This is a genomic window from Pantoea sp. 22096 (assembly GCF_052045955.1).
Lineage (GTDB): Bacteria > Pseudomonadota > Gammaproteobacteria > Enterobacterales > Enterobacteriaceae > Pantoea > Pantoea alfalfae.
In genome coordinates, this window is record NZ_JBQEPW010000001.1 from 689,537 (window position 1) to 714,376 (window position 24,840).

Annotated in this window: 20 protein-coding genes and 1 tRNA gene; 12 read left to right on the forward strand and 9 right to left on the reverse strand. The window is 54.9% G+C overall.

Annotated features, from left to right (window positions below; translation table 11 throughout):
* Positions 1-101: 101 nt before the first annotated feature.
* The 7 genes from ACTJKZ_RS03070 (at position 102) to ACTJKZ_RS03100 (ending at position 6,438) form a co-directional block, all read left to right on the forward strand.
* Positions 102-824, forward strand: a complete 723-nt coding sequence (locus tag ACTJKZ_RS03070) for an RNA polymerase sigma factor FliA (protein WP_003854529.1) — start codon at positions 102-104, stop codon at positions 822-824.
* Positions 825-874: 50 nt separating this feature from the next.
* On the forward strand, positions 875-1,378 hold the full coding sequence (gene fliZ / locus ACTJKZ_RS03075) for a flagella biosynthesis regulatory protein FliZ (protein ID WP_222925356.1): 504 nt from the start codon (positions 875-877) through the stop codon (positions 1,376-1,378).
* Positions 1,379-1,580: 202 nt separating this feature from the next.
* Positions 1,581-2,567 carry a D-cysteine desulfhydrase gene (locus ACTJKZ_RS03080; RefSeq protein WP_161736969.1) on the forward strand — a complete coding sequence of 329 codons (987 nt, stop codon included), beginning with the start codon at positions 1,581-1,583 and terminating at the stop codon, positions 2,565-2,567.
* 113 nt (positions 2,568-2,680) lie between these two features.
* Positions 2,681-3,481 carry a cystine ABC transporter substrate-binding protein gene (tcyJ, locus tag ACTJKZ_RS03085; RefSeq protein ID WP_031593429.1) on the forward strand — a complete coding sequence of 267 codons (801 nt, stop codon included), beginning with the start codon at positions 2,681-2,683 and terminating at the stop codon, positions 3,479-3,481.
* Positions 3,481-4,149, forward strand: a complete 669-nt coding sequence (gene tcyL / locus ACTJKZ_RS03090; protein WP_013358251.1) for a cystine ABC transporter permease — start codon at positions 3,481-3,483, stop codon at positions 4,147-4,149. Before tcyJ ends, tcyL begins: the two co-directional genes overlap by 1 nt.
* Positions 4,146-4,898 (forward strand): L-cystine ABC transporter ATP-binding protein TcyN, encoded by a 753-nt coding sequence (gene tcyN / locus ACTJKZ_RS03095; protein ID WP_161736968.1) that lies wholly within the window; start codon positions 4,146-4,148, stop codon positions 4,896-4,898. Before tcyL ends, tcyN begins: the two co-directional genes overlap by 4 nt.
* Before the next feature lie 463 nt (positions 4,899-5,361).
* On the forward strand, positions 5,362-6,438 hold the full coding sequence (locus ACTJKZ_RS03100) for an acyltransferase family protein (RefSeq protein ID WP_440829205.1): 1,077 nt from the start codon (positions 5,362-5,364) through the stop codon (positions 6,436-6,438).
* 289 nt (positions 6,439-6,727) lie between these two features.
* Here ACTJKZ_RS03100 and ACTJKZ_RS03105 read toward each other — a convergent pair whose 3' ends face one another.
* Both ACTJKZ_RS03105 and putA read right to left on the reverse strand, forming a co-directional pair.
* A complete protein-coding gene (locus ACTJKZ_RS03105) occupies positions 6,728-6,892 on the reverse strand; it encodes a hypothetical protein (RefSeq protein ID WP_440829206.1) in 165 nt (54 codons plus the stop codon).
* A gap of 443 nt (positions 6,893-7,335) precedes the next feature.
* On the reverse strand, positions 7,336-11,283 hold the full coding sequence (gene putA, locus ACTJKZ_RS03110) for a trifunctional transcriptional regulator/proline dehydrogenase/L-glutamate gamma-semialdehyde dehydrogenase (RefSeq protein WP_440829207.1): 3,948 nt from the start codon (positions 11,281-11,283) through the stop codon (positions 7,336-7,338).
* A 451-nt stretch (positions 11,284-11,734) separates the two neighbouring features.
* Here putA and putP point away from each other — a divergent pair, with 451 nt between their 5' ends.
* The 5 genes from putP to phoH all read left to right on the forward strand — a co-directional run bounded on the left by putP (position 11,735) and on the right by phoH (position 18,041).
* Positions 11,735-13,219, forward strand: coding sequence for a sodium/proline symporter PutP (putP, locus tag ACTJKZ_RS03115; protein WP_033732967.1), 1,485 nt, complete (start codon positions 11,735-11,737; stop codon positions 13,217-13,219).
* A gap of 191 nt (positions 13,220-13,410) precedes the next feature.
* Positions 13,411-14,235 (forward strand): iron uptake transporter permease EfeU, encoded by an 825-nt coding sequence (efeU, locus tag ACTJKZ_RS03120; RefSeq protein WP_033783356.1) that lies wholly within the window; start codon positions 13,411-13,413, stop codon positions 14,233-14,235.
* A gap of 54 nt (positions 14,236-14,289) precedes the next feature.
* Positions 14,290-15,402, forward strand: a complete 1,113-nt coding sequence (efeO, locus tag ACTJKZ_RS03125; protein WP_222925359.1) for an iron uptake system protein EfeO — start codon at positions 14,290-14,292, stop codon at positions 15,400-15,402.
* Positions 15,403-15,404: 2 nt separating this feature from the next.
* Complete coding sequence (gene efeB / locus ACTJKZ_RS03130) at positions 15,405-16,682, forward strand: iron uptake transporter deferrochelatase/peroxidase subunit (protein WP_161735994.1); 1,278 nt, start codon at positions 15,405-15,407, stop codon at positions 16,680-16,682.
* Positions 16,683-17,252: 570 nt separating this feature from the next.
* A complete protein-coding gene (gene phoH, locus ACTJKZ_RS03135) occupies positions 17,253-18,041 on the forward strand; it encodes a phosphate starvation-inducible protein PhoH (protein ID WP_161735993.1) in 789 nt (262 codons plus the stop codon).
* 157 nt (positions 18,042-18,198) lie between these two features.
* Here phoH and ACTJKZ_RS03140 read toward each other — a convergent pair whose 3' ends face one another.
* The 7 genes from ACTJKZ_RS03140 to eptA form a co-directional block, all read right to left on the reverse strand.
* Positions 18,199-19,260 (reverse strand): acyltransferase family protein, encoded by a 1,062-nt coding sequence (locus ACTJKZ_RS03140; RefSeq protein WP_285088378.1) that lies wholly within the window; start codon positions 19,258-19,260, stop codon positions 18,199-18,201.
* 259 nt (positions 19,261-19,519) lie between these two features.
* Positions 19,520-19,607 (reverse strand) — tRNA-Ser (locus ACTJKZ_RS03145).
* A gap of 271 nt (positions 19,608-19,878) precedes the next feature.
* Positions 19,879-20,412 (reverse strand): peptide-methionine (S)-S-oxide reductase MsrA, encoded by a 534-nt coding sequence (msrA, locus tag ACTJKZ_RS03150; protein ID WP_013358241.1) that lies wholly within the window; start codon positions 20,410-20,412, stop codon positions 19,879-19,881.
* A 59-nt stretch (positions 20,413-20,471) separates the two neighbouring features.
* On the reverse strand, positions 20,472-21,038 hold the full coding sequence (locus tag ACTJKZ_RS03155) for a flavin reductase family protein (protein WP_202604897.1): 567 nt from the start codon (positions 21,036-21,038) through the stop codon (positions 20,472-20,474).
* A 307-nt stretch (positions 21,039-21,345) separates the two neighbouring features.
* Entirely contained in the window at positions 21,346-22,404 is a 1,059-nt protein-coding gene (pmrB, locus tag ACTJKZ_RS03160; RefSeq protein WP_161733181.1) for a two-component system sensor histidine kinase PmrB, read from the reverse strand.
* The gene (pmrA, locus tag ACTJKZ_RS03165; RefSeq protein WP_161733179.1) at positions 22,401-23,081 is read right to left on the reverse strand and encodes a two-component system response regulator PmrA; all 681 of its coding nucleotides are present in this window, start codon (positions 23,079-23,081) and stop codon (positions 22,401-22,403) included. The genes pmrB and pmrA overlap by 4 nt, the downstream gene beginning before the upstream one ends.
* Positions 23,081-24,709, reverse strand: coding sequence for a phosphoethanolamine transferase EptA (eptA, locus tag ACTJKZ_RS03170; RefSeq protein WP_260058397.1), 1,629 nt, complete (start codon positions 24,707-24,709; stop codon positions 23,081-23,083). The genes pmrA and eptA overlap by 1 nt, the downstream gene beginning before the upstream one ends.
* Positions 24,710-24,840: the final 131 nt, after the last annotated feature.

The window sequence follows — 24,840 nt, forward strand, 5'->3', positions numbered from 1 at the left end:
AAAATCAAATAGCCTCGTTTTACCCCGCCTATTCAGCCAATCGAAAACGCTACAGAATTGGATAATCATGCCGATAACTTCATTAACGCAGGGTAGTCAACGTGAACGATTTCTATACCGCCGAAGGCGTGATGGACAAGCATTCGCTCTGGCAGCGCTACGTGCCGCTGGTGCGCCATGAAGCGTTGCGTCTGCAGGTTCGCCTGCCGGCCAGCGTTGAGCTTGACGACTTGCTGCAGGCGGGTGGGATAGGGCTGTTAAATGCCGTAGAGCGTTACGACGCGCTCCAGGGCACAGCTTTTACCACCTACGCCGTGCAGCGTATTCGTGGCGCAATGCTCGACGAGCTTCGCAGTCGGGACTGGGCACCACGCAGCGTGCGTCGTAACGCACGTGAAGTGGCGGGCGCAATGCACAGAGTGGAACAGTCGCTGGGGCGTTCTGCTTCCGAGCAGGAAGTGGCGCAGCAGCTGAATGTTTCCATGGAGGAGTACCGGCAGATCCTGCTGGACACCAACAATAGTCAACTTTTCTCCTACGACGAGTATCGGGAAGAGCACGGCGACAGCGCGGAACTGGTGACGGAAGGCCATGAAGAGGCTAATCCGCTTCACCAGTTGCTTGAAGGGAGTCTGCGTGAGCGCGTCATTGAAGCGATCGAAGCGTTACCCGATCGTGAAAAGATGGTGCTGACACTGTACTACCAGGAAGAACTGAACCTGAAAGAGATTGGTGCGGTACTTGATGTGGGTGAATCCCGTGTCAGCCAGCTGCACAGTCAGGCGATTAAACGCCTGCGGGCCCGACTTGCGGGAGCGCGCTAGCAGTATCAGTTCCTGGCGATTCAAAATTATAAGAAACCGGGGACTCAGTAATGGGAGCCAAGACCAAGGCCAGACCGTTAAGTCGTTATCTTAAAGACTATAAGCACAGCCAGAGCAACTGTTCACACTGTGGCAAGATATTAGATCGAATGGCGCTCGTTTTTCGTGGCCAGATCATCAATAAAGAGGCCATCGCACGGATGGACCAGATGATTGATGAGCAGCTGTGGCTGAAACTTCAGCCCGAACTGACCGCGCTTTGTCGTTTTTGTAGTGATATTTTTTGTAATACCCATCCTAATTACTTCGACATTATGGCGTTTAAACAATATTTGTTTGAACAGACAGAGATGAGCCCCAGCACGATTCGTGAATATGTGGTGCGTCTGCGTCGACTGGATGAGATGCTAAAAGCCAAAAATTTCCCGGCCGACAGGCTTAAAGGAAATAGCTGGCATCAGTGTCTGGAAAGCGATCTGCCCGATGCCGGTAATAACAATTACCGTATCGCGCTGCGCAAGTACGATCAGTTTTTAGGCTGGCAGCAGGCGTAAGCCTGTTCTGCACCGATTGCTCCCCCGCGTGCCTGCCGCACGTTCTCCCTTACCTGCCCGCCAGGGAAAAGGGAAGGGGGAGCACGGCGCTTCTTTCTTCTCACCTCTATTACCACATCTGCGGACACCGGAATCAGGGTGATCCTTTGCGCATCTTCTGCAACACTGTAAGGATAATTTTCATGCCCGACCGGAGGCAGCATTGTCTTTACATCTGTTACATCAATTCCCGCGTCTTGAACTGCTTGGCGCACCGACGCCGTTAGAACATCTGCCACGGCTTTCCGACTATCTGGGTCGCGATATTTTCATCAAACGTGATGACTTCACACCAGTGGCGATGGGCGGCAATAAGCTGCGCAAACTCGAATTCCTGGCAGCCGATGCGCTGCGCGAAGGTGCAGACGTGCTGCTGACCGCGGGCGCAATCCAGTCTAATCATGTGCGTCAGACGGCGGCCGTCGCGGCCCGGCTTGGCCTGAAGTGTGTGGCGCTGCTGGAAAACCCGATTGGCACCCATGCTGAAAACTACCTGAGCAACGGTAACCGTCTGTTACTGGACCTGATGGACGCGGAAGTGATTAGGGTGGATGCGTTGCACAACCCCACTGAACAGCTGGCTGAAGAGGCCACGCGTCTGGAAGCCCAGGGATTTCGCCCTTACATCGTGCCGGTCGGCGGCTCAAATGCGCTGGGTGCACTAGGCTATGTAGAGTGCGCGCAGGAGATCGCCCATCAGAGCGAAGGCGTAGTCGATTTCGCCGCCGTGGTTGTCGCCTCGGGCAGTGCCGGCACCCATGCAGGGCTGGCGGTAGGTCTGGAGCATCTGCTGCCGGAAACTGAGCTGGTCGGCGTCACCGTTTCACGCCAGGTCGACGCGCAGTTGCCGCTGGTTGAGCGGCTGCGTCAGTCGCTGGCAGAGACGCTGGAAGTGGAGGCTAAGGCACCGATCACGCTGTGGGATGACTATTTTGCGCCGCGCTACGGCGAGCCGAATGATGAAGGCATGGCGGCGGTGAAACTGCTGGCGCAGCTGGAAGGCATTCTGCTCGACCCGGTGTATACCGGCAAGGCGATGGCCGGATTGCTGGATGGCATCAGCCAGAATCGTTTCCGTCGTGAAGGCCCGTTGCTGTTTATTCATACGGGCGGCGCACCGGCGTTATTTGCTTATCATCCTTCGGTCTGAGACAAGCGAATAAAACAGTTTATACTCCGTGCGTTATCATTCTGGACTGGCAGCAGCTCGCGGTGCTGCCCTTATAAGAACACACACACAATACTGTCAATAATGGGGTGAATATGTCCTTTTCTCGTGCAGGTCGTCAGATGGTGATGGGCGTCATGGCTGTGGCGCTGATCGCAGGCGTCAACGTTAAAACCTTTGCAGCCGAAAACCTGCTGAACAAAATTAAAGAACGCGGTACGCTGCTGGTGGGGCTGGAAGGCACCTATCCGCCATTCAGTTTCCAGGATGAAAAGGGCAAGCTGACCGGCTTTGAAGTGGAGTTCGCGGAACAGCTGGCGCAGCACATGGGCGTTAAGGCGAGCCTGAAACCGACCAAGTGGGACGGCATGCTGGCCTCACTCGACGCGAAGCGTATTGATGTCGTCATCAACCAGGTCACCATCTCTGATGAGCGTAAGAAGAAGTATGACTTCTCCACGCCATACACGGTCTCCGGTATTCAGGCGCTGACGATGAAAGCCAATGCGAACACCATCACTAAACCAGCCGACCTGGCGGGCAAGAAAGTGGGCGTGGGTCTGGGCACCAACTATGAACAGTGGCTGCGTGAGAACGTGAAGGGTGTGGACATCCGTACCTATGATGATGACCCGACAAAATATCAGGATCTGCGCTCTGGGCGTCTGAATGCCATTCTGGTTGACCGTCTGGCTGCGCTGGATCTGGTCAAGAAAACCGGCGATACCATGGCGGTTGCGGGTGATGCCTTCTCACGTCAGGAATCGGGCGTGGCAGTGCGTAAAGGCAACGACGATCTGCTGAAAGCGATTGACCAGGCGATTGCTGACATGCAGAAAGATGGCTCGCTGAGCAAGCTGTCTCAGAAATGGTTTGGCGCGGACGTGACGAAATAATGCAGGAAAGTCTTCAACTGGTGCTGGATTCAGCACCTTTTTTATTAAAAGGCGCGCTGTTCACGCTGCAGCTCAGCATCGGCGGCATGTTCTTTGGTCTGCTGCTGGGCTTTATTCTGGCGCTGATGCGTCTGTCGCGCTTCTGGCCGGTTCGCTGGCTGGCGCGGATCTATGTCTCGATTTTCCGTGGCACGCCGCTGATCGCCCAGCTGTTTATGATCTACTACGGCCTGCCGCAGTTTGGCATCGAGCTTGATCCAATCCCCTCCGCGATGATTGGTCTTTCCCTGAATACCGCCGCGTATGCTTCAGAGTCACTGCGCGGCGCGATTGCATCGATTGAACGCGGACAGTGGGAAGCGGCGGCGAGTATCGGTATGACCCGCTGGCAGACCCTGCGCCGGGTGATCCTGCCGCAGGCGGCCCGCACCGCGCTGCCTCCGCTGGGCAACAGCTTTATCAGCCTGGTGAAGGATACCTCGCTGGCGGCGACCATTCAGGTGCCGGAACTGTTCCGTCAGGCGCAGCTGATCACCTCACGTACGCTGGAAGTCTTCACCATGTATCTGGCCGCCTCGCTGATTTACTGGGTGATGGCAACGGTGTTATCTGCGCTGCAGAACCGGCTGGAACAGCATGTTAATCGTCAGGATTCGGAGTCGAAATGAGCGCCATCGAAGTCAGAAAGCTGGTGAAATCGTTTAACGGCCAGAGGGTGCTGCACGACATTGACCTTGATGTGGCCGCCGGTGAAGTGGTGGCAATTATCGGTCCCAGCGGCTCGGGTAAAACCACGCTGCTGCGCAGTATCAACCTGCTGGAAGTGCCGGACAGCGGCACCATCCGCGTTGGAGAGATCATCGTAGATGCGGCGCTGGCACAAAGTAAGCAGAAAGAGCAGGTGCGTCGTCTGCGTCAGCAGGTCGGGTTTGTCTTCCAGAACTTCAATCTGTTTCCGCACCGTTCGGTGATGGAGAATATCATTGAAGGACCGGTCATCGTTAAAGGCGAACCGAAAGCGGATGCGGTAGCCCGCGCCCGTACGCTGCTGGAGAAGGTCGGTCTGCATGGTAAAGAGGAGAGCTATCCGCGTCGTCTGTCGGGTGGACAGCAACAGCGCGTGGCGATTGCGCGTGCGCTGGCAATGCGACCTGAAGTGATCCTGTTTGATGAACCGACCTCGGCGCTGGATCCGGAGCTGGTGGGTGAAGTGCTCAGCACTATTCGCGCGCTGGCCGAAGAGAAACGCACCATGGTCATTGTGACACATGAGATGAGCTTTGCCCGCGACGTCGCTGACCGCGCTATTTTTATGGATCAGGGGCGCATTGTGGAGCAGGGCGAGGCGAAAGCGTTGTTCAGTAATCCTCAGCAGCCGCGTACCCGTCAGTTCCTCGATAAGTTTCTCAGTCAGTAACCTCACTGCCTTCCCGGGAAGGCAGTTTTAACCGACTCAATGGCCTCACTTTTTAACGATAACGGGCGGCTGTCAGCATAATGCGTGCCGTAATAGCACAACCCATTATTCAGCTGTTAAACCTTTTGCCACATCTGACAAATCTTTTCCTTTCATCGGATATTTAATGGTTTTTCCCGATACCGCTTTCTCTTATTTATATTCCCTGCAATATGAAACATTATTATCATTTATCCTGGCTGTGGCGCTGATAATTAGCGTATTTGCATGTTGATTAATAAGTGTAAGGAAACGTTCTGCAGAGTAAATAACTGTGGCATCAGGGCCACCCGGCGGCTTTTAAGAGTTTCGCTACATTCATCATCGGCTCAATGGCGAATAATCGCTGGATAATCATAAAAGCAATACTAATTTCCTCGCTTTTACTTTCCAGCATTCTGACCTACATAGCAGGAGTCATTGAATGAGCCAGACTAAGTCAGACCAGATCCTGTGGGTAGATACCCTTAAGGGCGCCTGCATATTGCTGGTGGTCCTGTATCACACGGTATTACCGGGTTTTGAAGGGACGATGAAATACCTCACTGCCGGATGGATCCCCGCCGAAATATGGATACAGTTTAATACGGTCCTGTCGCCGCTGCGTATGCCCGCCTTTTTCTTTGTGTCAGGATTGCTGGCGACCAATGGCATTATTAACCGGCCCTGGAAACAGGTGCTTACCAGTCGCATCACTAATCTCTTTTATCTCTATATTCTGTGGGGATTTATTCAGTGGTGGTCCATCATTGGCATCTCAACTGAAATTACCGGCCAGCGGATTTCGCAGAATCTGAATGCCGCCTATGCCGGTTCGCTGTTTGAATTTCTCAAGCTGACCTTTATGGCCATGAGTACCTCGTGGTATCTCTACGGGCTGGGACTCTATTTCCTCTGTGCCAAAGTTTTTCGCCAATATAAGCTGGCCCTGGTGGCGGTGGCGATTCTGCTGAATTATCTGGCGGTCGAAAAAGTGATCCCGTTCTGGGGTCCGCAGAGTCTGGCGCAATATTTCCTGTTCTTCCTTTTAGGTGCGTTCTGGAGCCAGACCATGCTGCGCCTGAGTGAATGGCGGCGAGAGAATCTGATGCCCTGGGCGCTACTTGCTGCGGTCGCCGGTATTCATGTGATATTCGGTCTGGATAAGAGTCTGTTCCTGTGTGTGCTGGCGGTGTTGTTCAGTATTGCTGCATGCCGTTGGCTGAATCAGCATTTCAGCATGCGCTATCTCAACTGGGTGGGCCGCAATACGCTGCAGATTTACGTCATTCACCGTATTTTCATCGAGTTCTTTGGGATGTCCGCGATTCTGTTCGCGCAGCGGCATCATCTGTTCGAGCAGGCATGGTTTTCGTTTCTTTGGGCCTGTTTCTATCCGGTGGCCATCGTGGGGCTCTGTTCGGTCTGTTCAGTGGCAATCTGGTCGCTGACCAATCGCGGGGTGGGGCAGTCGCTGTTTGTGTTTCCGACGCTGATGAAGAGGGTGCCTGGCGGCGGGTGAGGGGCGCTTTGCAGTGGGAAGAGGACGCTGTGCAGCGGGCGGGCACTGAGAAGATTTCGCCCGCCAGGTGATGGGGAGTTTCAGGTTGCCTGTGCAGGCGGAGGCGTTAAGGGGCGGATGCCCGCCCCTTAACAATCCCGGCGTCCGGCAGCCTGCGCGCCCCGCTCTGCGGGGTACCTTCGTCACGCCCTGCGGCCAGCGGACCGTCCTTTCGCCGACGTCCTGTCGGCTCATCCTGGCCTCCGGTTGTTCCTCAGCGCTTCGGATGCCTCTGGCAAACCCCCGCCTGTTATCTCTTTTGTTTTCTCTGGTGCTGTATTGTCTGCTGACCTGAAAAGCCAAAGCCAAAGCCAAAGCCAAAGCCAAAGCCAAAGCCAAAGCCAAAGCCAAAGCCAAAGCCAAAGCCAAAGCCAAAGCCAATCCCGGAAACGTAAAGCGATAAAGTAACCAACACAGAAAGAAGAAATAACAGCGAGGGGTCAGGGAGGCCATCTGAACCGCTGAGCGGATGAGGGATTTCAGGACGAGCGACAGGGATGTCGCGAAGAGGCGGGTTCGCGCCAGGGATGGCGCGTCCCGGTGGTCCGTGAGAAATCCGGAAGAAGCGAAGGGACCGCGAAGCGGCGGTGAAGCAGGCCGGAGCCGGGGGACAAGGGGCGCGGCGACTGGCGCCCCTTGTCGGTCGCCTGCAGAGGCGTGTCTGAAACTGCCCAACTGATCAGGCGAACGAAACCCTTCTCAGAGCCCGTTCGCGCAGCGAACCACCCCAGCTTTAGCGCATGCATCCGCCAGGCGAACGAAACCCCTCTCAGAGCCCGTTCGCGCAGCGAACAACCCACAGCAACAGCTCAGCTGTAAGCCCGTTCGCGCAGCGAACAAGCCCCTTAAGCTTCAGCGCTACCCAATGGTCATCAGACTCGCATTACCACCCGCCGCCGCGGTATTTACACTCAGCGAACGCTCAATCAGCAGACGCTCAAGCAGCAGATTGGTCTCGCCACGGGCAAAGCCCTGCACCGAGACAATCGCGCCGTCACGCGCTGCAATCTGCTCGCACAGCGTACGCAACTGATCGGCATCGCCGTGATAGATCACCGCATCAAACTCTGCCGCTAACGGATCACGTGCCAGCGTGATGCGCGCTTTCACGGCCTCTGGCAGTGAGGCCCGCAGGGCACGATGCAGCTCATCATCCTGCCACAGCGCTTTACTGCCGACGCTGGTCACAGCAGCCAGCTGGATTAATGCATCCTGCTCATTGTCAGCCAGGCAAAGCACCTGATCGCGCGGTAACAGCGAGAAGGTGTTGCGCTCGCCGGTCGGACCAGGAAGCAGACGGACCACGCCCGCCTGCGCCAGCTCGCCATAGTGCTGGCAGAGTTGCGCCAGTTCCGGTTTATCTTTTGCCCAGTTACTGAGTGCCTGATGCGGTGCCAGCAGTGACTGACGCAGTGTGCTGTCTGCCGGGCGCTCAGCATCCTGACGATCAAAGGTCAGACGCAGCGCGCCATCCGGACGACTGGCCAGCAGGCGGTAGAGATAAAGCGGACCGCCCGCTTTCGGACCGGTTCCGGATAAGCCTTCGCCGCCAAACGGCTGAACGCCCACGACCGCGCCCACCATGTTGCGGTTAACGTAGAGGTTACCGACACGGGCGTTGGCCGTAACCTGAGCGATGGTCTCGTCGATGCGGGTATGCACGCCGAGCGTCAGGCCATAGCCGGAGGCGTTAATCTGCTCAACCAGCTTCGGCAGGTTATTGCGCGTGAAGCGCACAACGTGCAGCACCGGTCCAAAAATTTCTTTATCCAGATCGCTGACCTGATTCAGCTCAATCAGCGTCGGTTTGACAAAGGTGCCGCTGGTCCACTCTTTGCTGTCCTGCGGGTTATCCTGTACCGCCTGATAAACGGTGAAGCCCTTGTTGCGCATCACCTGAATATGGCGATCGATATTGGCTTTTGCCTCAGCATCAATCACCGGGCCGATGTCGGTTGAGAAGCGCTCCGGATTGCCCATGCGGCACTCCGCCATCGCGCCGCGCAGCATCTTCAGCGTATGGTCAGCGACATCTTCCTGAATGCAAAGCAGACGCAGGGCAGAACAGCGCTGTCCGGCACTGTCGAAGGCCGATGCGACGATATCGATCACCACCTGCTCAGTCAGCGCGGAAGAGTCGACAATCATTGCATTCATCCCGCCGGTTTCAGCAATCAGCGGCACCGGACGACCATGCTGGTCAAGGCGACCGGCCAGATTACGCTGCAGCAGGGTTGCGACCGCGGTTGAGCCGGTAAACATCACGCCGCGCACCCGATTGTCACCGGTCAGCTGTGCGCCTACGGTTTCACCCTGACCCGGCAGGAGTTGCAGTACGCCCGACGGTACACCCGCATCCAGCAGGATCTGAACTGCCTGTGCAGCAATCAGCGGTGTCTGCTCAGCCGGTTTAGCCAGCACGCTGTTGCCTGCTGCCAGTGCAGCCGCAATCTGGCCGGTAAAGATCGCCAGCGGGAAGTTCCATGGACTGATACAGACCACCGGACCCAGCGGACGATGGGTTTCGTTGTCGAAATCGTCACGGACCATACCGGCGTAATAATAGAGGAAATCCACCGCTTCGCGCACTTCCGCGATGGCATTGTTATAGGTCTTGCCTGCTTCACGCACCAGGATGCCAAGCAGCTGCTGCATCTGGCCTTCCATAATCTGTGCGGCGCGTTCCAGTATCGCCGCGCGCTCCTGCGGTGGGGTAGCAAACCAGATCGGTCCGCTGTTCACGGCAGCATCCAGCGCCACAGAGACTTCCTGTTCTGTGGCTTCACGCACCTGACCCACACGATCGCCCGGTGCGGCCGGGTTCAGAACGTCACGCAATTCGCCAGCACCCGCGTCACCTTCGATCATCGGCCCGGCCAGGCAGGGCTGTGCCGCGCTGCTCAGCAGGGCGCTGGAGAGGGAGGCGAGACGGTGCTCGTTGGCCATATCCAGACCCGCAGAGTTCACGCGGTTCTCGCCATACAGCTCGCGCGGCAGCGGGATTTTCGGATGCGGCAGCCCAATGGTGCCTTCACTGGCCCCCAGTTTCTCGACGGCGGTCACCGGATCGGCCACCAGCTCATCAATCGGCAGCGAGGTATCGGCAATGCGGTTAACGAAGGAGGTGTTGGCCCCGTTCTCCAGCAGGCGGCGCACCAGATAGGCCAGCAGGGTTTCATGGGTGCCGACCGGCGCATAGATACGGCAGGGGCGATTCAGCTTGCCGTCCGCCACTTTGCCGACCACCTGCTCATACAGCGGTTCGCCCATGCCGTGCAGGCACTGGAACTCATACTGCCCCGGATAGTAGTTATTGCCTGCCAGTTGATAAATTGCGGCCAGGGTATGGGCGTTGTGCGTGGCAAACTGCGGATAGATCAGGCTGGGAACAGAGAGCAGTTTGCGGGCGCAGGCCAGATATGAGATATCGGTGTAAACTTTGCGGGTGTAAACCGGGTAGCCTTCCAGACCTTCCATCTGGGCGCGCTTAATTTCGCTGTCCCAGTACGCGCCTTTCACCAGACGGATCATCAGACGACGGCGGCTGCGTTGCGCCAGATCGATCAGCTCATCGATCACAAACGGACAGCGTTTCATGTAAGCCTGAATCACGAAGCCGATGCCGTTCCAGCCTTCCAGTTCTGGCTCGAAACAGAGTTTCTCAAGCATATCCAGCGACAGTTCCAGGCGGTCAGCTTCTTCTGCGTCGATGTTGATGCCGATGTCATAGGAGCGAGCCAGCAGCGTCAGTGATTTCAGAATAGGGTAGAGCTCTTCCATCACGCGCTCATACTGTGCGCGGCTGTAGCGGGGATGCAGGGCTGAGAGCTTGATGGAGATGCCCGGGCCTTCATAAATGCCACGACCATTCGACGCTTTACCGATGGCGTGGATCGCCTGCTGATAAGAGAGCAGATAGGCTTTAGCATCGCCTGCGGTCAGGGCCGCTTCGCCCAGCATATCGTAAGAGTAACGGAAGCCTTTCTCTTCCAGTTTGCGGGCATTGGCCAGCGCTTCAGCAATGGTTTCACCGGTGACGAACTGCTCACCCATCAGACGCATCGCCATATCCACGCCTTTGCGGATCAGGGGCTCGCCGCCCTTACCAATAATGCGGTTGAGCGAGCTGGAAAGATTTGCCTCGTTGTGGGTTGAGACCAGCCGGCCGGTAAACAACAGGCCCCAGGTCGCCGCGTTGACAAACAGCGATGGGCTGCGTCCCAGGTGAGACTGCCAGTTACCGTTGCTAATCTTGTCGCGGATTAACGCATCGCGTGTCGGCTTGTCAGGAATACGCAACAGCGCTTCCGCCAGACACATTAACGCCACACCTTCATGTGAAGAAAGCGAGAACTCCTGCAGCAGGCTTTGCACCATGCCAGCGCGTCCGGTTGCACCTTTCTGGTGCCGCAGCCTGTCGGCAAGCTGGTAAGCCAGCTGATGGGTTTTCTCTGCCAGCGCTGCCGGTAAGCGCGCCTGCTCCAGCATCATTGGCACCGCATCGGTCTCTGGACGACGCCAGGCGGCGGTCACTGCTGAACGGGTCACGGACTGAGGTAAAATCTGCTCTGCAAAGTCAAGGAACGGCTGATGCGTCTCCTCTGGCTGGGTGTCGTCAGACTCGGCCGCCGCCTGGGCAGAAAGCGGGATCTCCGGCACGGCATCGCCGCTCTCCAGCTGGCCCAGGTAATTAAAGATGGCCTGTTTAATCAGCCAGTGTGGCGTGCGATCAATACGCTGCGCAGCCAGTTTGATGCGCTCACGTGTTGCGTCATCCAGTTTCACACCCATGGTGGTTGTAGCCATGACTCCAGAGCTCCTTAATAGTGGTTCGGTACGGCGTTGGCTGCACTATCACTTAAGTTGCAACTTTGTGCAACCGTGTTAAATGTGAGCCAGTTAACACCCTTCTTACATCGGCAATTGTTAAATCCCGCAATGCGGCACGGATATTGCTGCAAGATCCTCGCCAGGTCGGCAGGCCCGATAAAAAGCGGATTTACGGCCGGTTATACAGAGGTACAACCGGATAACTGTGAGCGAGTGCAACCTATCAGCACGTTTTCACAAACGGTTAGTGAAATCACTGTAACGCCTGTGTTAAATCCATTGTGCGCGGAACGCCTTTCCGGCAGGATACCGCGCCGCTGGGAAATGACTGACGCCCTGACGAAGAAAATCGACCCGCTTTGCCCCGTTCCGGCAGGCGGGTAGCTGGCGATTTCTCTGGGATATCAAATAATAAGTGGAGAGACAGATGAGTGTAAGTACACCGATGCTGGTGACCTTTGTGGTTTATATTCTTGGGATGGTATTAATCGGTTTTGCGGCTTATCGCTCGACCAAAAACTTCGATGATTACATCCTCGGTGGCCGCAGTCTGGGTAGCGTGGTCACGGCACTCTCTGCCGGTGCATCCGATATGAGCGGCTGGCTGCTGATGGGCTTACCGGGAGCCATTTTCATTTCCGGCATCTCTGAGAGCTGGATTGCGATTGGCCTGACTATCGGTGCCTGGCTGAACTGGAAAATCGTGGCCGGTCGCCTGCGTGTTCAGACCGAGCATCACAATAACGCGCTGACCCTGCCGGACTTCTTTACCAGCCGCTTTGAAGACCACAGTAAAATTCTGCGCGTCATCTCCGCTATTGTGATTCTGGTATTCTTCACCATCTACTGCGCCTCGGGCGTGGTGGCCGGTGCGCGTCTGTTTGAAAGCACCTTTGGTATGGACTACCAGACGGCTCTGTGGGCGGGTGCAGCAGCGACCATTCTCTATACGCTGGTGGGCGGTTTCCTGGCGGTGAGCTGGACCGATACCGTTCAGGCAAGCCTGATGATTTTTGCGCTGATCCTGACCCCGGTGTTTGTCATTATCGCAGTAGGCGGCTGGTCCGATTCGCTGACGGTGATTGAGGCGAAAAGCCTTGAAAACCTTGATATGCTCAAAGGGCTGAACTTCGTCGCGGTCATCTCCCTGCTCGGCTGGGGTCTGGGCTACTTCGGGCAACCCCATATTCTGGCGCGCTTTATGGCGGCAGATTCGCATCGCTCTATCCGCACCGCACGCCGTATCGGTATGGCGTGGATGGTGCTCTGTCTGGCGGGCGCGGTGGCCGTCGGTTTCTTCGGTATCGCCTACTTCCAGAACAACCCGACCCTGGCAACCGGCGTCAATGACAACGCTGAGCGCGTCTTTATCGAGCTGGCACGCATTCTCTTCAACCCGTGGATTGCCGGTATTCTGCTGTCAGCGATTCTGGCTGCCGTGATGTCCACGCTGAGCTGTCAGCTGTTGGTCTGCTCCAGCGCCCTGACCGAAGACCTCTATAAAGGCTTCCTGCGCAAAAATGCCAGTCAGAAAGAGCTGGTATGGGTAGGGCGTCTGATGGTGCTGCTGGTGGCGTTGATTGCGATTGCGCTGGCGTCAAACCCGGAAAACCGTGTGCTGGGCCTGGTAAGCTACGCATGGGCGGGTTTTGGTGCGGCGTTTGGTCCGGTAGTGCTGTTTGGCGTCTGCTGGAAGCGTATGAACCGCAACGGTGCGCTGGCGGGGATGATCATCGGTGCGCTGACCGTGCTGGTATGGAAACAGTATGGCTGGCTGGGACTGTATGAAATCATCCCTGGCTTCATCTTCGCCAGCATCGCGATTGTAGTCTTCAGCCTGATGGGACGTGAACCTTCAGCCGAAGCGCAGCAGCGCTTTGCTGCCGCAGAAGCGGAGTTCCAGACCAAATAAGCGAAGCGTTAGTCATGAGAGCCCGCCCCGTAAGGAGCGGGCTTTTTTTGTTACAAAGATAAATCACCCAAAGATGAAATTATCTCCGCCAGTAACTTGTTTTTTTCGCAGCGATAATGATAATCGGTATCGTTTACACTTTACCTGATTTTACTGTTCATTGACGCTGCTTAACATTCAAGAGGTTGGCGATGTTTGTTCCATTTCTCATCATGCTGCGCGAAGGGCTTGAAGCCGCGCTGATAGTCAGCCTGATAGCCAGCTATCTCAAGCGCACCCAGCGCACCCAATGGTTTCCGGCAATGTGGGCTGGCGTGTTTATCGCCGCTGCGCTCTGTCTGGGTCTGGGTCTGTTTATCAATGCCACTACCGGTGAATTCCCGCAAAAAGAGCAGGAGCTGTTTGAGGGCATCGTGGCGGTGATTGCGGTGGTGATCCTGACCTCAATGGTGTTCTGGATGCGCAAAGTCGCCCGAAACATCCGGGTCGAACTTGAGCAGGCGGTCGATCAGGCGCTGCAACGTTCCGGTCGGGGCGGTCTGGCGCTGGTGCTGATGGTATTTCTTGCCGTGGCACGTGAAGGGCTGGAGTCGGTGTTCTTCCTGCTGGCGGCCTTTACGCAGGATGTCGGTTATGCGCCGCCGATCGGCGCGGTACTGGGTCTGGCAACCGCCGTGGTGCTGGGCATGCTGCTTTACTGGGGCGGTATACGCCTGAACATGGCGCATTTCTTCCGCTGGACCAGCGTCTTCATCCTGTTTGTCGCAGCGGGCCTGGCAGCCGGTGCGATTCGCGCCTTCCACGAAGCAGGATTGTGGAATCGCTTTCAGGATGTGGCCTTCGATCTCAGCAATACCTTATCGACCCATTCGCTGTTCGGTACGCTGCTGGAAGGCATTCTGGGTTATCAGGAGACGCCAAGCGTGAGTGAAGTGACGATTTACTTCGTCTATCTGATCCCGGCGCTGATTCTGTTCTTTATGCCTGCGCGGCCTGCAGCGTCGGCAACGGTCTAATCAGACATTTTTAGGCGCGCCCGCCGCGCCTGCAACTTAACAGGGAATATCGAGATGACAATGCGTTTCCGCCGCAAGGCGCTGCTGCTTCCTCTGCTGGCAATCTCCGCATCGGCTACCGCAGCGATTCCTCAGGTTACCGTAAGCGTCAATGACAGGCAGTGTGAGCCGATGAACCTGACGGTCAAGGCTGGCAAAACCCAGTTCCTGATTAAAAATAACAGCCAGAAAGCGCTGGAGTGGGAGATCCTCAAAGGCGTGCTGGTGGTGGAAGAGCGTGAAAATATCGCACCGGGCTTCAGTCAGAAGCTGACCGCTAATCTGGAAGCGGGTGAATATGAGATGACCTGTGGCCTGCTGAGCAATCCAAAAGGCAAGCTGATTGTAAAAGGTGAGGGCGCAGCGACAAACAGCACTTCCGCACGTATGCAGCTCGAAGGGCCGATCACCGAATATAAAGCTTATGTGACGGAGCAGGTGAACCAGCTGGTGAGCAGCACTCAGGTATTCACGGACGCGGTTAAAGCGGGCGATGTGGAAAAAGCCAAAGCGCTGTTTGCCCCAACGCGTCAGTACTATGAGCGCATTGAGCCGATTGCTGAGCTGTTCTCCGATCTCGACGGCAGCATTGATGCCCGCGAAGATGACTACGAAAAGAAATCAGCCGATCCGAAGTTCACCGGTTTCCACCGTCTGGAGAAAGCGCTGTTTGCTGATAACAGCACCAAAGGCATGGCGGACTACGCTGAGCAGCTGAATAAAGATGTGAAAGATCTGCAGGTGCGCATCAGTGAGCTGGCCTTTCCGCCAGCCAAAGTGGTCGGCGGCGCAGCCGGTCTGATTGAAGAAGTGGCCTCCAGCAAGATTTCCGGCGAAGAAGATCGCTACAGCCGCACCGACCTGTGGGATTTCCAGGCCAATATCGATGGCGCACAGAAAATCGTTGAGCTGCTGCGCCCTCTGGTGAGCAAAGCGAATCCGCAGCTGCTGGCCAAAGTTGACGCCAACTTTAAAAAAGTGGATGCGATCCTGAGCAAGTACCGCACCCAGACCGGTTTCGAATCCTATGAGAAGCTGACCAGCGCCGACCGTAACGCGCTGAAAGGGCCGATCACCGCGCTGGCGGAAGATCTTTCATTACTTCGTGGCACTCTGGGTCTGGATTAATCATGAGTCGTAAGGAAGATGACGCGCAGCCTGCGCGCCGTCGTTTACTGAAAGGACTGGGTCTGCTGGGCGGGGCTGCGGCTATCGGCGGCGGCTGTCCGTTCCATACCGCTGCCGCTGACAGCTTTTCGCCAGGTACGGTGACGCCGCAGGCGCGACAGCAGACGCAGCCGTTTTATGGTCAGCATCAGGCGGGGATCACGACGCCCCAGCAGGCATCAATGATGCTGGTGGCGTTTGACCTGCTCAGCAGCGATAAAGCCGAACTGAAGCGTCTGTTTCAGCTGCTGACCCAGCGTATCGCCTTTCTCACGACGGGCGGTCCGGCACCTGCGGTCACCAATCCGCAACTGCCACCGATGGATTCCGGCATTCTGGGGGCGACGATCGCGCCGGATAATCTGACGATTACCGTATCGGTCGGGCATTCGCTGTTTGATGAACGCTTTGGTCTGGCGCCGCGTAAGCCGAAAAAATTGCAGCCGATGACGCGCTTCCCCAATGATTCGCTGGATGCCAGCCAGTGTCATGGGGACCTGCTGTTGCAGATTTGTGCCAATACGCAGGATACGGTGATTCATGCCCTGCGTGACATCATCAAGCATACGCCCGATCTGCTGGGTGTACGCTGGCGGCGTGAAGGCTTTATCTCCGACCACGCGGCACGCAGTCAGGGGCAGGAGACGCCGATCAATCTGCTGGGCTTTAAAGATGGCACCGCGAATCCGGATACTCACGATTCTGCGTTAATGAAACAGTTGCTTTGGGTGACCGCGGACCAGGATGAACCTGCCTGGGCACGCAACGGCAGCTATCAGGCCGTGCGGCTTATCCGCTTTCACGTCGAAATGTGGGACCGCACGCCGCTGGGTGAGCAGCAGACTATCTTTGGACGCGAGAAGCTGAGCGGCGCGCCGCTGGGGATGAAGCATGAGCGTGACGTTCCGGATTACGCCCGTGATCCGGACGGCGATGTGATTGCACTGGATGCGCATATCCGTCTTGCTAACCCTCGTACACCTGAGACGGCCAGCAGCCTGATGCTGCGACGTGGCTACAGTTACTCGGCGGGTATCTCCGCATCCGGCCAGCTGGAGATGGGGCTGCTGTTCGTCTGCTACCAGCACGATCTGGAACGTGGGTTTCTGACCGTGCAGCAGCGTCTGAACGGTGAAGCGCTGGAAGAATATATCCGGCCTTTTGGCGGCGGTTACTTTTTCGTTTTACCCGGTGTCCCCGACGCCAGCCATTATTTAGCACAGTCGTTGCTGGAAGCCTGATTAAAATTTAACCATCGCAGGCGGCTTATCCTCAACCGCCTGCCTTTTAGGTTTCAACGCTTTGCTTACTGAGTTTTAGCTGAGATTAAGCCATGCTCTGGCATATATCAAATAAGCTAATTCACTGTAATCTATGATTTTTACCTTTCGCCTTAAAAGAAATAGTTACGTGTGATTAGCAATTCCTTTGCCAGCAGGTAAAATTACTATTGCAAAGGTCCAACGAAATGATGCACTTTATTCAACAGGCGTAATCGGATGTGTCGATGTATCACACTGGAGTTCGCGCATGGGTCGAGTCTTTTATGGAACGTTACTGTCACTGAATAAATTGCGCCTGACCGCGAGGGCAATTCTGCCTCGTTATTTCTCCCTTCCTTCAACCATTTCTTTCGTCTTAGCACAGCCTGTTTTATCCGGTGTTCAGCCACGCTATTGCGCTGCTGTATACCCACTATCCTGTCCTGTCATGGCTCAAAAGGAAGCCAACTGAAACCTCTAAAGCGTTCACGTAATCGCAACGGGCCACCGGCCTCGCGCGGGAAATGAAACCAACTGAAAGGTGCCACTATGGGAAGACAGAAAGCAGTGATCAAAGCGCGTCGTGAAGCAAGAAGAGTGCTTCGTAATGACTCCCGGAGTCATCGTCAGCGTGAAGAAGAGTCGGTCACTTCGCTGGTGCATATGAGCGGACTGGATGCCATTGGCATGGCGCGCGATACGCGTGACCGGTTGCCGATTGAAGCCCGTAATGAAGCTCAGGCGCACTATCTTAACGCCATAGAGAGAAAACAGCTGATCTTCGCAACCGGTGAAGCCGGGTGCGGTAAAACCTGGATCAGTGCTGCGAAAGCGGCTGAAGCCCTGATTAATAAGGATATCGACAGGATTATCGTTACGCGCCCGGTACTTCAGGCAGATGAGGATTTGGGATTCCTGCCCGGTGATATTTCTGAGAAATTCGCCCCTTATTTCCGCCCGGTTTATGACATTCTGGTTAAACGTCTTGGCACATCATTTATGCAATATTGTCTGCGTCCGGAAATTGCCAAGGTAGAGATTGCGCCCTTCGCCTATATGCGAGGCCGCACCTTTGAAAATGCTGTGGTGATTCTGGACGAGGCGCAGAACGTGACCGCCGCGCAGATGAAAATGTTCCTGACCCGACTGGGCGAAAACGTCACGGTCATTGTTAACGGCGATATTACCCAGTGCGACTTGCCCGCTGGGGTGCCTTCCGGTCTCGCGGACGCGCTGGCGCGTTTTGAAGAGGACGAGATGGTTGGCATTGTGCGCTTTGGCAAAGAGGATTGTGTGCGTTCTGCGCTTTGTCAGCGCACCCTGCACGCATATAGCTAGCGTTCGATTGAGTAGAAGTGTAGCGCCCAAACCCGGCTCCGGCCGGGTTTTCTTATTCCTGCCTTCACCGCGCTCTTTTAATGTGGGCAGGCGTCGATTCCGGCTTGCTGGAGATCATAACTGCGAGAGTAAGAAGCCCGATTAACGAGCTTCATTATCACTCTCTATTAGTCAGTCTTTTACCAAATTGCATAGACGGACCTTCTATAAGTTTAAAGCTGACATAGGCAAACAGGCTTGAAAGTACTGCTGAAAGCAGGATGTTGATATAGGGCGATGCTATCACAAAAGATGCAATTGTTTGTTGTATCGGAAAAGCCCATAAGTATATTCCATAAGATATATCATTCTTTATTTTAATTTTGTTGATTAAAGAAAGTGACGATATGTAAAGTAAAAGAAAGGATGAGAATAGGTAAAATAATGCAGTTTTCCATTGGTCGTTATTCATCAGAAAAAAAAGCAACAAAGCAATGACTGCCACAGCGAAAAATGAAGTGGTTGTAATTTTTTCCTTAAATATAGCCAGCAGGCATCCTATTGAGAAAAACGGGTATAGCAGATAGATGCTTGGGTCATCTGATTTTGAAATTAACGCCCCTTTAAAGGGAGTAAAGGGTTCGATGAGTATGGCTAACGAGATCATGGCGATAAATGCTTTTTTGTAAGGCCCAAAAACCAGGCTCACTAAGTATATCAGTAGCAGGTAAAAATATGCTTTTACCTCCATAGGTATGGTCCACAGAGAGCCATTGACGGCCGTTAATGCATTGTGTGTGAAGACACCTGGCAGCGTATACTGGACATTAAATTTTAGAGTCCTGACGATGTAGTGCAGGGTCTCCTTTGATGAAAAATACTCCCCAATGCTGACGCTGCTTAACCAGGGGCCAATCAACAAAGCAAAAGTGACAATAACAGCAAAATATGCCGGATAAACCCTGAAAATACGTGATGCCACATAACGAATTATATTTCCATTACTGATCAGGCTATTTGTTACCAGTAATCCGCTGATGAGAAAGAAAGTTTTTACGGCTACGCCACCGAATGCAACATATCCCAGTGACGTCATTTTATATAATATGTCAGTGCTGCCAGCAGCAGGTGATAAGGCAAATGAATGTGAATAAATCACAAAAAAAGCGCAGGCAATCCTGATTAAATCAAGATTGTTATTGCCTCTTTGTAAGAAATGACTCACTGGCGAATGCTTCATCAGTGTCGATACTCCGTAGTAAATTTATAATTGGTCGGATTAAAAAAAACAACCGACCTGTTTTTAAAAAGACCGGATACTGATTGTGGTGGTGAGAGGGGGGGGGGATTCGCTTCGCTCACCCTGCGGGCAGCGTCGCAGGCTCCGCTGTCCAGCAGGTTTCACCTGCTGTCGAACCCCGGCGGGGGTTCTCACCCCCTCTCGCAGTGCAATAGGCAAAAAAAAGCCTGAACGTTTGTTCAGGCTCTTCTTCAGAATGTGGCGGTGAGAGGGGGATTCGAACCCCCGATACGTTGCCGTATACACACTTTCCAGGCGTGCTCCTTCAGCCACTCGGACACCTCACCACATTTACTTCGCTGACCGCGCTGGGTCAACGGGGCGCTACTATAGGGAGTCGGCTGAAAAGGGTCAAGCACTATTTTTTTCTTTCGATCTATTCGCTTAAGCTCTGAACGAATCGATTTACTGCGGCTTAAAACCGGCCGTTTATGCGCCATATTCCACAGTAACAAAGAAGCAGACCGGGTCATTTTCAGGGCTGCGCTACGACTGAAATAACCCGGTGCGGCGTCCGGGCCTGTATCCCAGCCGGGCGCCGCACCGTCAGACGCTAAATCAGCTCTTCACCCGATTAGCGAAGCTCTTGCGCAGCTTCTGCAGTTTCGGTGGGATCACGGCCATGCAGTAGCCGTTGCGCTGGCCCGCGCCTTCCCAGTAATCCTGATGATAAGCCTCGGCGGGATACCACTCTTTCAGCGGCTCAATCGTGGTGACCACGGGCACATCATGGTCGGCCTGGGCGCGTTCAATGGCGGCACGCGCTTCTGCTTCCTGTTCTGCATTCGCCGGGAAAATGGCGGAGCGATACTGGGTGCCGATATCATTGCCCTGACGGTTAAGCTGGGTCGGATCATGCGTGACAAAGCTGATATCCAGCAGATCGCCGTAGGTTACCTGCTCCGGATCAAAGCCAATGCGGATCGCTTCTGCATGACCGGTTGCACCGCTGCAGACCTGCTCATAGGTCGGATTAGGACGGGCTCCGCCGGTATAGCCGCTTTCAACCGACTCTACGCCGATCACGTCCTTAAATACCGCTTCGGTACACCAGAAACAGCCGCCAGCGATAACTGCGTATTCGATTGCCATAATAATTTACTCCTGTCAGGTCGAAAGAGGTGAATGGGGGCGCAGCAGAGCGCTTTCAACTAGATGAGCATCTCCGGTTTAAAATCTCCGCTTTTATCCAGCATTTTGTCGCCCATCACGCTGAAGCGGCCTTCACCGGTATAGTGCAGGGTAGCGGGATATTCTGGCTCCCCGACGACATGCGCTTTGACGATCTCAAAAATAAACAGGTTGTAGCGGGCGACCATAGAATCGTCATAAAGCTGACATTCAAAGCTGGCAAAACATTCGGCAATCATTGGCGCAACCACTACCTGAGCCGGTTCCGGCGTCAGGCCAAACGCCTCAAACTTATCAATACTGTCACCGTGGCTGTTGCCGACAGCCACCACTTCATTAATCAGCGAGGCAGAAGGGATATTCAGCACGCACTGACCGCTGTTGCGGATCAGCTCGTGGCTGTGATTCATGCCGGCAATCATGCAGCCGACCAGTGACGGAGAGAACTCCAGCACCGTGTGCCAGCCGAGCGTCATAATGTCATGCTGATCCTGATACTGCGAACTGAGCAGCAATACCGGTCCGGGCTCAAGATATTTACGGGCTTTGCTGACCGGAAAAGCATATTTGTGCATGCGTTGGCTCATGGCGTAGCTCCTTTAACGGAATGGTGCCATTAAGTGTAGAGCACCCTGCGGGTGCGGCAGGAAGGTTAGCGGGCATAAAGGGGCCATGGGAGAAACAGGACAGAGCAGACATTTTCACCGATCGTCTCGCGAGCTTAAGGTTTCCTTAATATGCAGGCGCGATACTGCCTGCTTTAACGGAGGAGAATACTATGAAAACTGCCCCTGCTACCCTGGCTGTCACTCCGACACGTCCGATGAGCGAATATACGTCTCTGCTGATTGCCGCAGCAACGGTTGTACTGTTCCTGTTTGCCTGGTTTACCGCTTAAAACTTAATGACGGCCCGGCAACCGCTCCGGTCGCGACGGTTCTCTAAGAAAAACTGAAAACGGTGTAACTGGACGATGCGGCTGACAATGCTCAGCCCGAGTCCGATACCGCCATAGCGACTGTCCATCCGGATAAACGCTTTACTCAGCTCACCACTTTTACTTTCATCAATTCCCGGTCCCTCATCTTCCACCACCATCATGGGCTGTGGCACAGACAGCAGCTGCACGCTGATAGTACTGTTATCCGGGCTGTAGCGATGGGCGTTCTCCACCAGGTTACGCAGCAGCATCTTCAGCAGGGTGGCATCACCACGCACAAACTGCGCCTGCGGCAGATCCAGAACCAGCGTCTGCTGATGCGCCTCCAGCATGATACTCAGCTCCGCTTCCATCGGCAGGATCACATCTTCGATCAGCCCGACGTTCTGATAGGTGCCTGAGGTAAATGACTGTCCGGCGCGCGCCAGATTCAGCAGCTGCGATACGCTGTGGGTCATCTGATCCAGGCGTTGCACCAGCGGCTGAACTTTGACATCGCTGTTGCGTTCGATTAACTCCAGGTGGAGCCGTAATCCCGCCAGCGGCGTGCGCAACTCATGCGCCACGTCGGCGGTAAACAATCTTTCGCGCTCCAGACTGCTGTTGAGGCGGGCGACCAGCTGGTTTATCGCCTGAGTTACCGCATCGATCTCATGAACCTGACTGTGACAGGTGACGGGATCGAGATTCTCTTCGCTGCGGCTTTCCAGTTCCCGCTGCAGCTGATACAGCGGTCGGGTGACCCATTTCACCGCCTGATAGCAAAGCAGCAGCGTTAGCGTAATCATCACCAGACTCGGCACCGCCAGGCTGGCCACTGCTTCGTGGATTTCACGCTTCACGTGGCTGTCCATGTTGCGCTTCTGCAACTGCGCTTCCACCAGAAACTGAATCTGCTCTTTACTCTCATGCCACAGCCAGACCACGCTGATCACCTGGAATACCAGCAGGATCAGACCAATAGTCAGGATCAGGCGAAAGCGCATACTGCGGTGATCGAAACGTTTTATCATGTGGCCTCGCGAACGCCATCCTGCGTCACCAGCGCATAACCAAATCCGCGCACGGTACGAATGGCGCTTTTGCCAATTTTGTCGCGCAGATTATGGATATGCACTTCCAGCGTATTAGTAGAAGGCTCGGTCTCCCAGTTATAGATGTCCTGGTAGAGAATTTCACGGTGAACCGGATTGCCGGCCTTCAGCATCAGTCGTGACAGAATCGCAAACTCTTTGGGCGTCAGATCCAGCAGCATATCGCCGAGGGTGATCTGACGATGGGTCATATCCAGCGCCAGCGAGCCGACTCTCACCTGGCTGTCGCCCTGATTGACGTGACGGCGAATCAGGGCGCGGATGCGCGCCAGCAGCTCATCCAGCGAAAACGGTTTAATCAGATAGTCATCAGCACCCGCGTCGAGCCCGGCAATGCGCTCGCTGATGGTGTCGCGCGCGGTCAGGATCAGCACCGGTGTCATCTTCTTCTGCCGCCGCAGGCGTATCAGGAAGTGCAATCCATCTTCATCCGGCAAGCCCAGGTCCAGCACCACCAGACTATAGAGACCGCTGGCGAAATGCGCTTCTGCATCGCGTACCCGTTTCACGCCATCGCAGACATAGCCTTCGCCCTCCAGCGCCAGCATAAGGCCCTGCAGCAGCAGAGCATCATCTTCAACAATCAGTATCTTCATTAAGGTTGGCTCCGACACGGCGTCAAAATATCATCCGCAGGCACATATTCGTGGGTCGCGGTGCCGGTTAATCCCAGCATGGTTGAAAAGAGATTATCCTGTGAAAAATCATCTGTCGCCGCCCGTTTATTCAGACAGCCGCGATTAACCGCATAACGTTTCTGATAATCATCAGAGAGCCAGATCAGCATCGGCACATGTTTCTGCGTATCCGGGGCAATAGCATAGGGCAGACCATGCAGGTAAGCCCCATTTTCACCCAGCGATTCACCATGATCAGAAAGATAGACCAGGCTGGTGGTGAAGCGATCCTGATGCGCGCGCAGGACATTGATGGCCTTATCGACAATATGATCCACATTGACCAGCGTGTTGTCATAGGTGTTGATCAGCTGTTGTTGCGAACAGTCCTGAATCTGATTAGTGTCACAGGTCGGTTCAAACTGACGGAACTGTGGGGGATAGCGATGGCTGTAGGTCGGGCCATGACTGCCAATGGTGTGCAGGACAATGACCCCGTTACCTTTCAGCTGGCTGATGTAGTCGTCCAGACCGTGGAACAGCACGTCGTCATAACATTCACCATTAATACACATGCCGGGCAGGTTCAGGCTGGTCATGTCCTGATGCGGCACCCGGTCACAGGCACCTTTGCAGCCACCATCATTTTCATTCCATAACACGCTGATGCCGGCGCGCTGAATAATATCCAGCAGTCCCTCCTGATGGGCAGCCAGCACATCATCATAATGCGCGCGCGGCATGTTGGAGAACATACAGGGCACAGAAACCGCCGTCGCCGTGCCGCACGAGGTCGTGTGCGGGAAGTAGATCACATCGTCTTTCGCCAGTAGAGGATTGGTCAGACGACGGTAACCGCCCAGCGAGAAGTTTTGCGCGCGCGACGTCTCTCCCAGCACCAGAATGGTCAGATTCGGCTTACCGCTGCTGCGGCTGGGCTGCAGATGGGCATCTTCACCAATGCGTACCAGCGGCACATTCTGCAACTGCTCATGCTTATACCAGGAGAGCGTTGCCGCAATGCTGTTAGAAGGGCTGAGCGCTTTAACCAGCTCGCGGTTATTGCGAAACAGCGAAGCGTAATCTTTATAGAAGAGCAGGGCAACCAGCACGATCAGCGCGGCGGAAAGCAGCACGCTGAGCAGTCGCGCCAGCACGCCACGCCACTGCTGCCGTTTTATGCGCGGCCAGAAAACCAGTAACGCCATCAGCACGCCCGAGGTGAGCAGGGTGAAGAGCAGCTGCGGCGTAATCAGCGCAAAGGATTCGGAAGCTGTGGTATCCATCATGTTGGTGATCATTGAGCGATCGACCACGATGTTATAAGTCTGAATAAAAAACTGTGCCGACGCAGAGAGCAGAATAAACAGTGCGGCCAGCAGCCGATCCAGCCAGACAAATGAGGCCAGCGTAATCACGATGTTAATCACGCTAAAGGCAACGAATGGCATTGATAAAAACACCAGCGTGGTATGCAGGTTGTTCAGCGGCATTACCGCCAGCACCTGACGGTAATAAGCAATATTAAGGAAAACCGCGATATAAACCGCAGCCAGGATCAGCAAGCTTAGGCGGCTAATTAGCGGCCTCTTCAGGGTAAACGCCATGTGAGCAGGAACCAGAGTAATAAAAGTGTCACGAGATTGCGCTTTCTATATTAGGAATACCTTAAGAAACTTAAGCTTTGAAGAATGTCATTTGTTCCGGGTGAGTAACGAGCATCACTCCAGCCTGATGC

Coding starts and splice junctions, on each gene's coding strand:
- fliZ (WP_222925356.1), top strand. CDS start 875: ATGGGAGCCAAGACCAAGGCCAGACCGTTAAGTCGTTATCTTAAAGAC.
- tcyJ (WP_031593429.1), top strand. CDS start 2,681: ATGTCCTTTTCTCGTGCAGGTCGTCAGATGGTGATGGGCGTCATGGCT.
- tcyL (WP_013358251.1), top strand. CDS start 3,481: ATGCAGGAAAGTCTTCAACTGGTGCTGGATTCAGCACCTTTTTTATTA.
- tcyN (WP_161736968.1), top strand. CDS start 4,146: ATGAGCGCCATCGAAGTCAGAAAGCTGGTGAAATCGTTTAACGGCCAG.
- ACTJKZ_RS03100 (WP_440829205.1), top strand. CDS start 5,362: ATGAGCCAGACTAAGTCAGACCAGATCCTGTGGGTAGATACCCTTAAG.
- putA (WP_440829207.1), bottom strand. CDS start 11,283: ATGGCTACAACCACCATGGGTGTGAAACTGGATGACGCAACACGTGAG.
- putP (WP_033732967.1), top strand. CDS start 11,735: ATGAGTGTAAGTACACCGATGCTGGTGACCTTTGTGGTTTATATTCTT.
- efeU (WP_033783356.1), top strand. CDS start 13,411: ATGTTTGTTCCATTTCTCATCATGCTGCGCGAAGGGCTTGAAGCCGCG.
- efeO (WP_222925359.1), top strand. CDS start 14,290: ATGACAATGCGTTTCCGCCGCAAGGCGCTGCTGCTTCCTCTGCTGGCA.
- efeB (WP_161735994.1), top strand. CDS start 15,405: ATGAGTCGTAAGGAAGATGACGCGCAGCCTGCGCGCCGTCGTTTACTG.
- phoH (WP_161735993.1), top strand. CDS start 17,253: ATGGGAAGACAGAAAGCAGTGATCAAAGCGCGTCGTGAAGCAAGAAGA.
- ACTJKZ_RS03140 (WP_285088378.1), bottom strand. CDS start 19,260: ATGAAGCATTCGCCAGTGAGTCATTTCTTACAAAGAGGCAATAACAAT.
- msrA (WP_013358241.1), bottom strand. CDS start 20,412: ATGGCAATCGAATACGCAGTTATCGCTGGCGGCTGTTTCTGGTGTACC.
- ACTJKZ_RS03155 (WP_202604897.1), bottom strand. CDS start 21,038: ATGAGCCAACGCATGCACAAATATGCTTTTCCGGTCAGCAAAGCCCGT.
- pmrB (WP_161733181.1), bottom strand. CDS start 22,404: ATGATAAAACGTTTCGATCACCGCAGTATGCGCTTTCGCCTGATCCTG.
- pmrA (WP_161733179.1), bottom strand. CDS start 23,081: ATGAAGATACTGATTGTTGAAGATGATGCTCTGCTGCTGCAGGGCCTT.
- eptA (WP_260058397.1), bottom strand. CDS start 24,709: ATGGCGTTTACCCTGAAGAGGCCGCTAATTAGCCGCCTAAGCTTGCTG.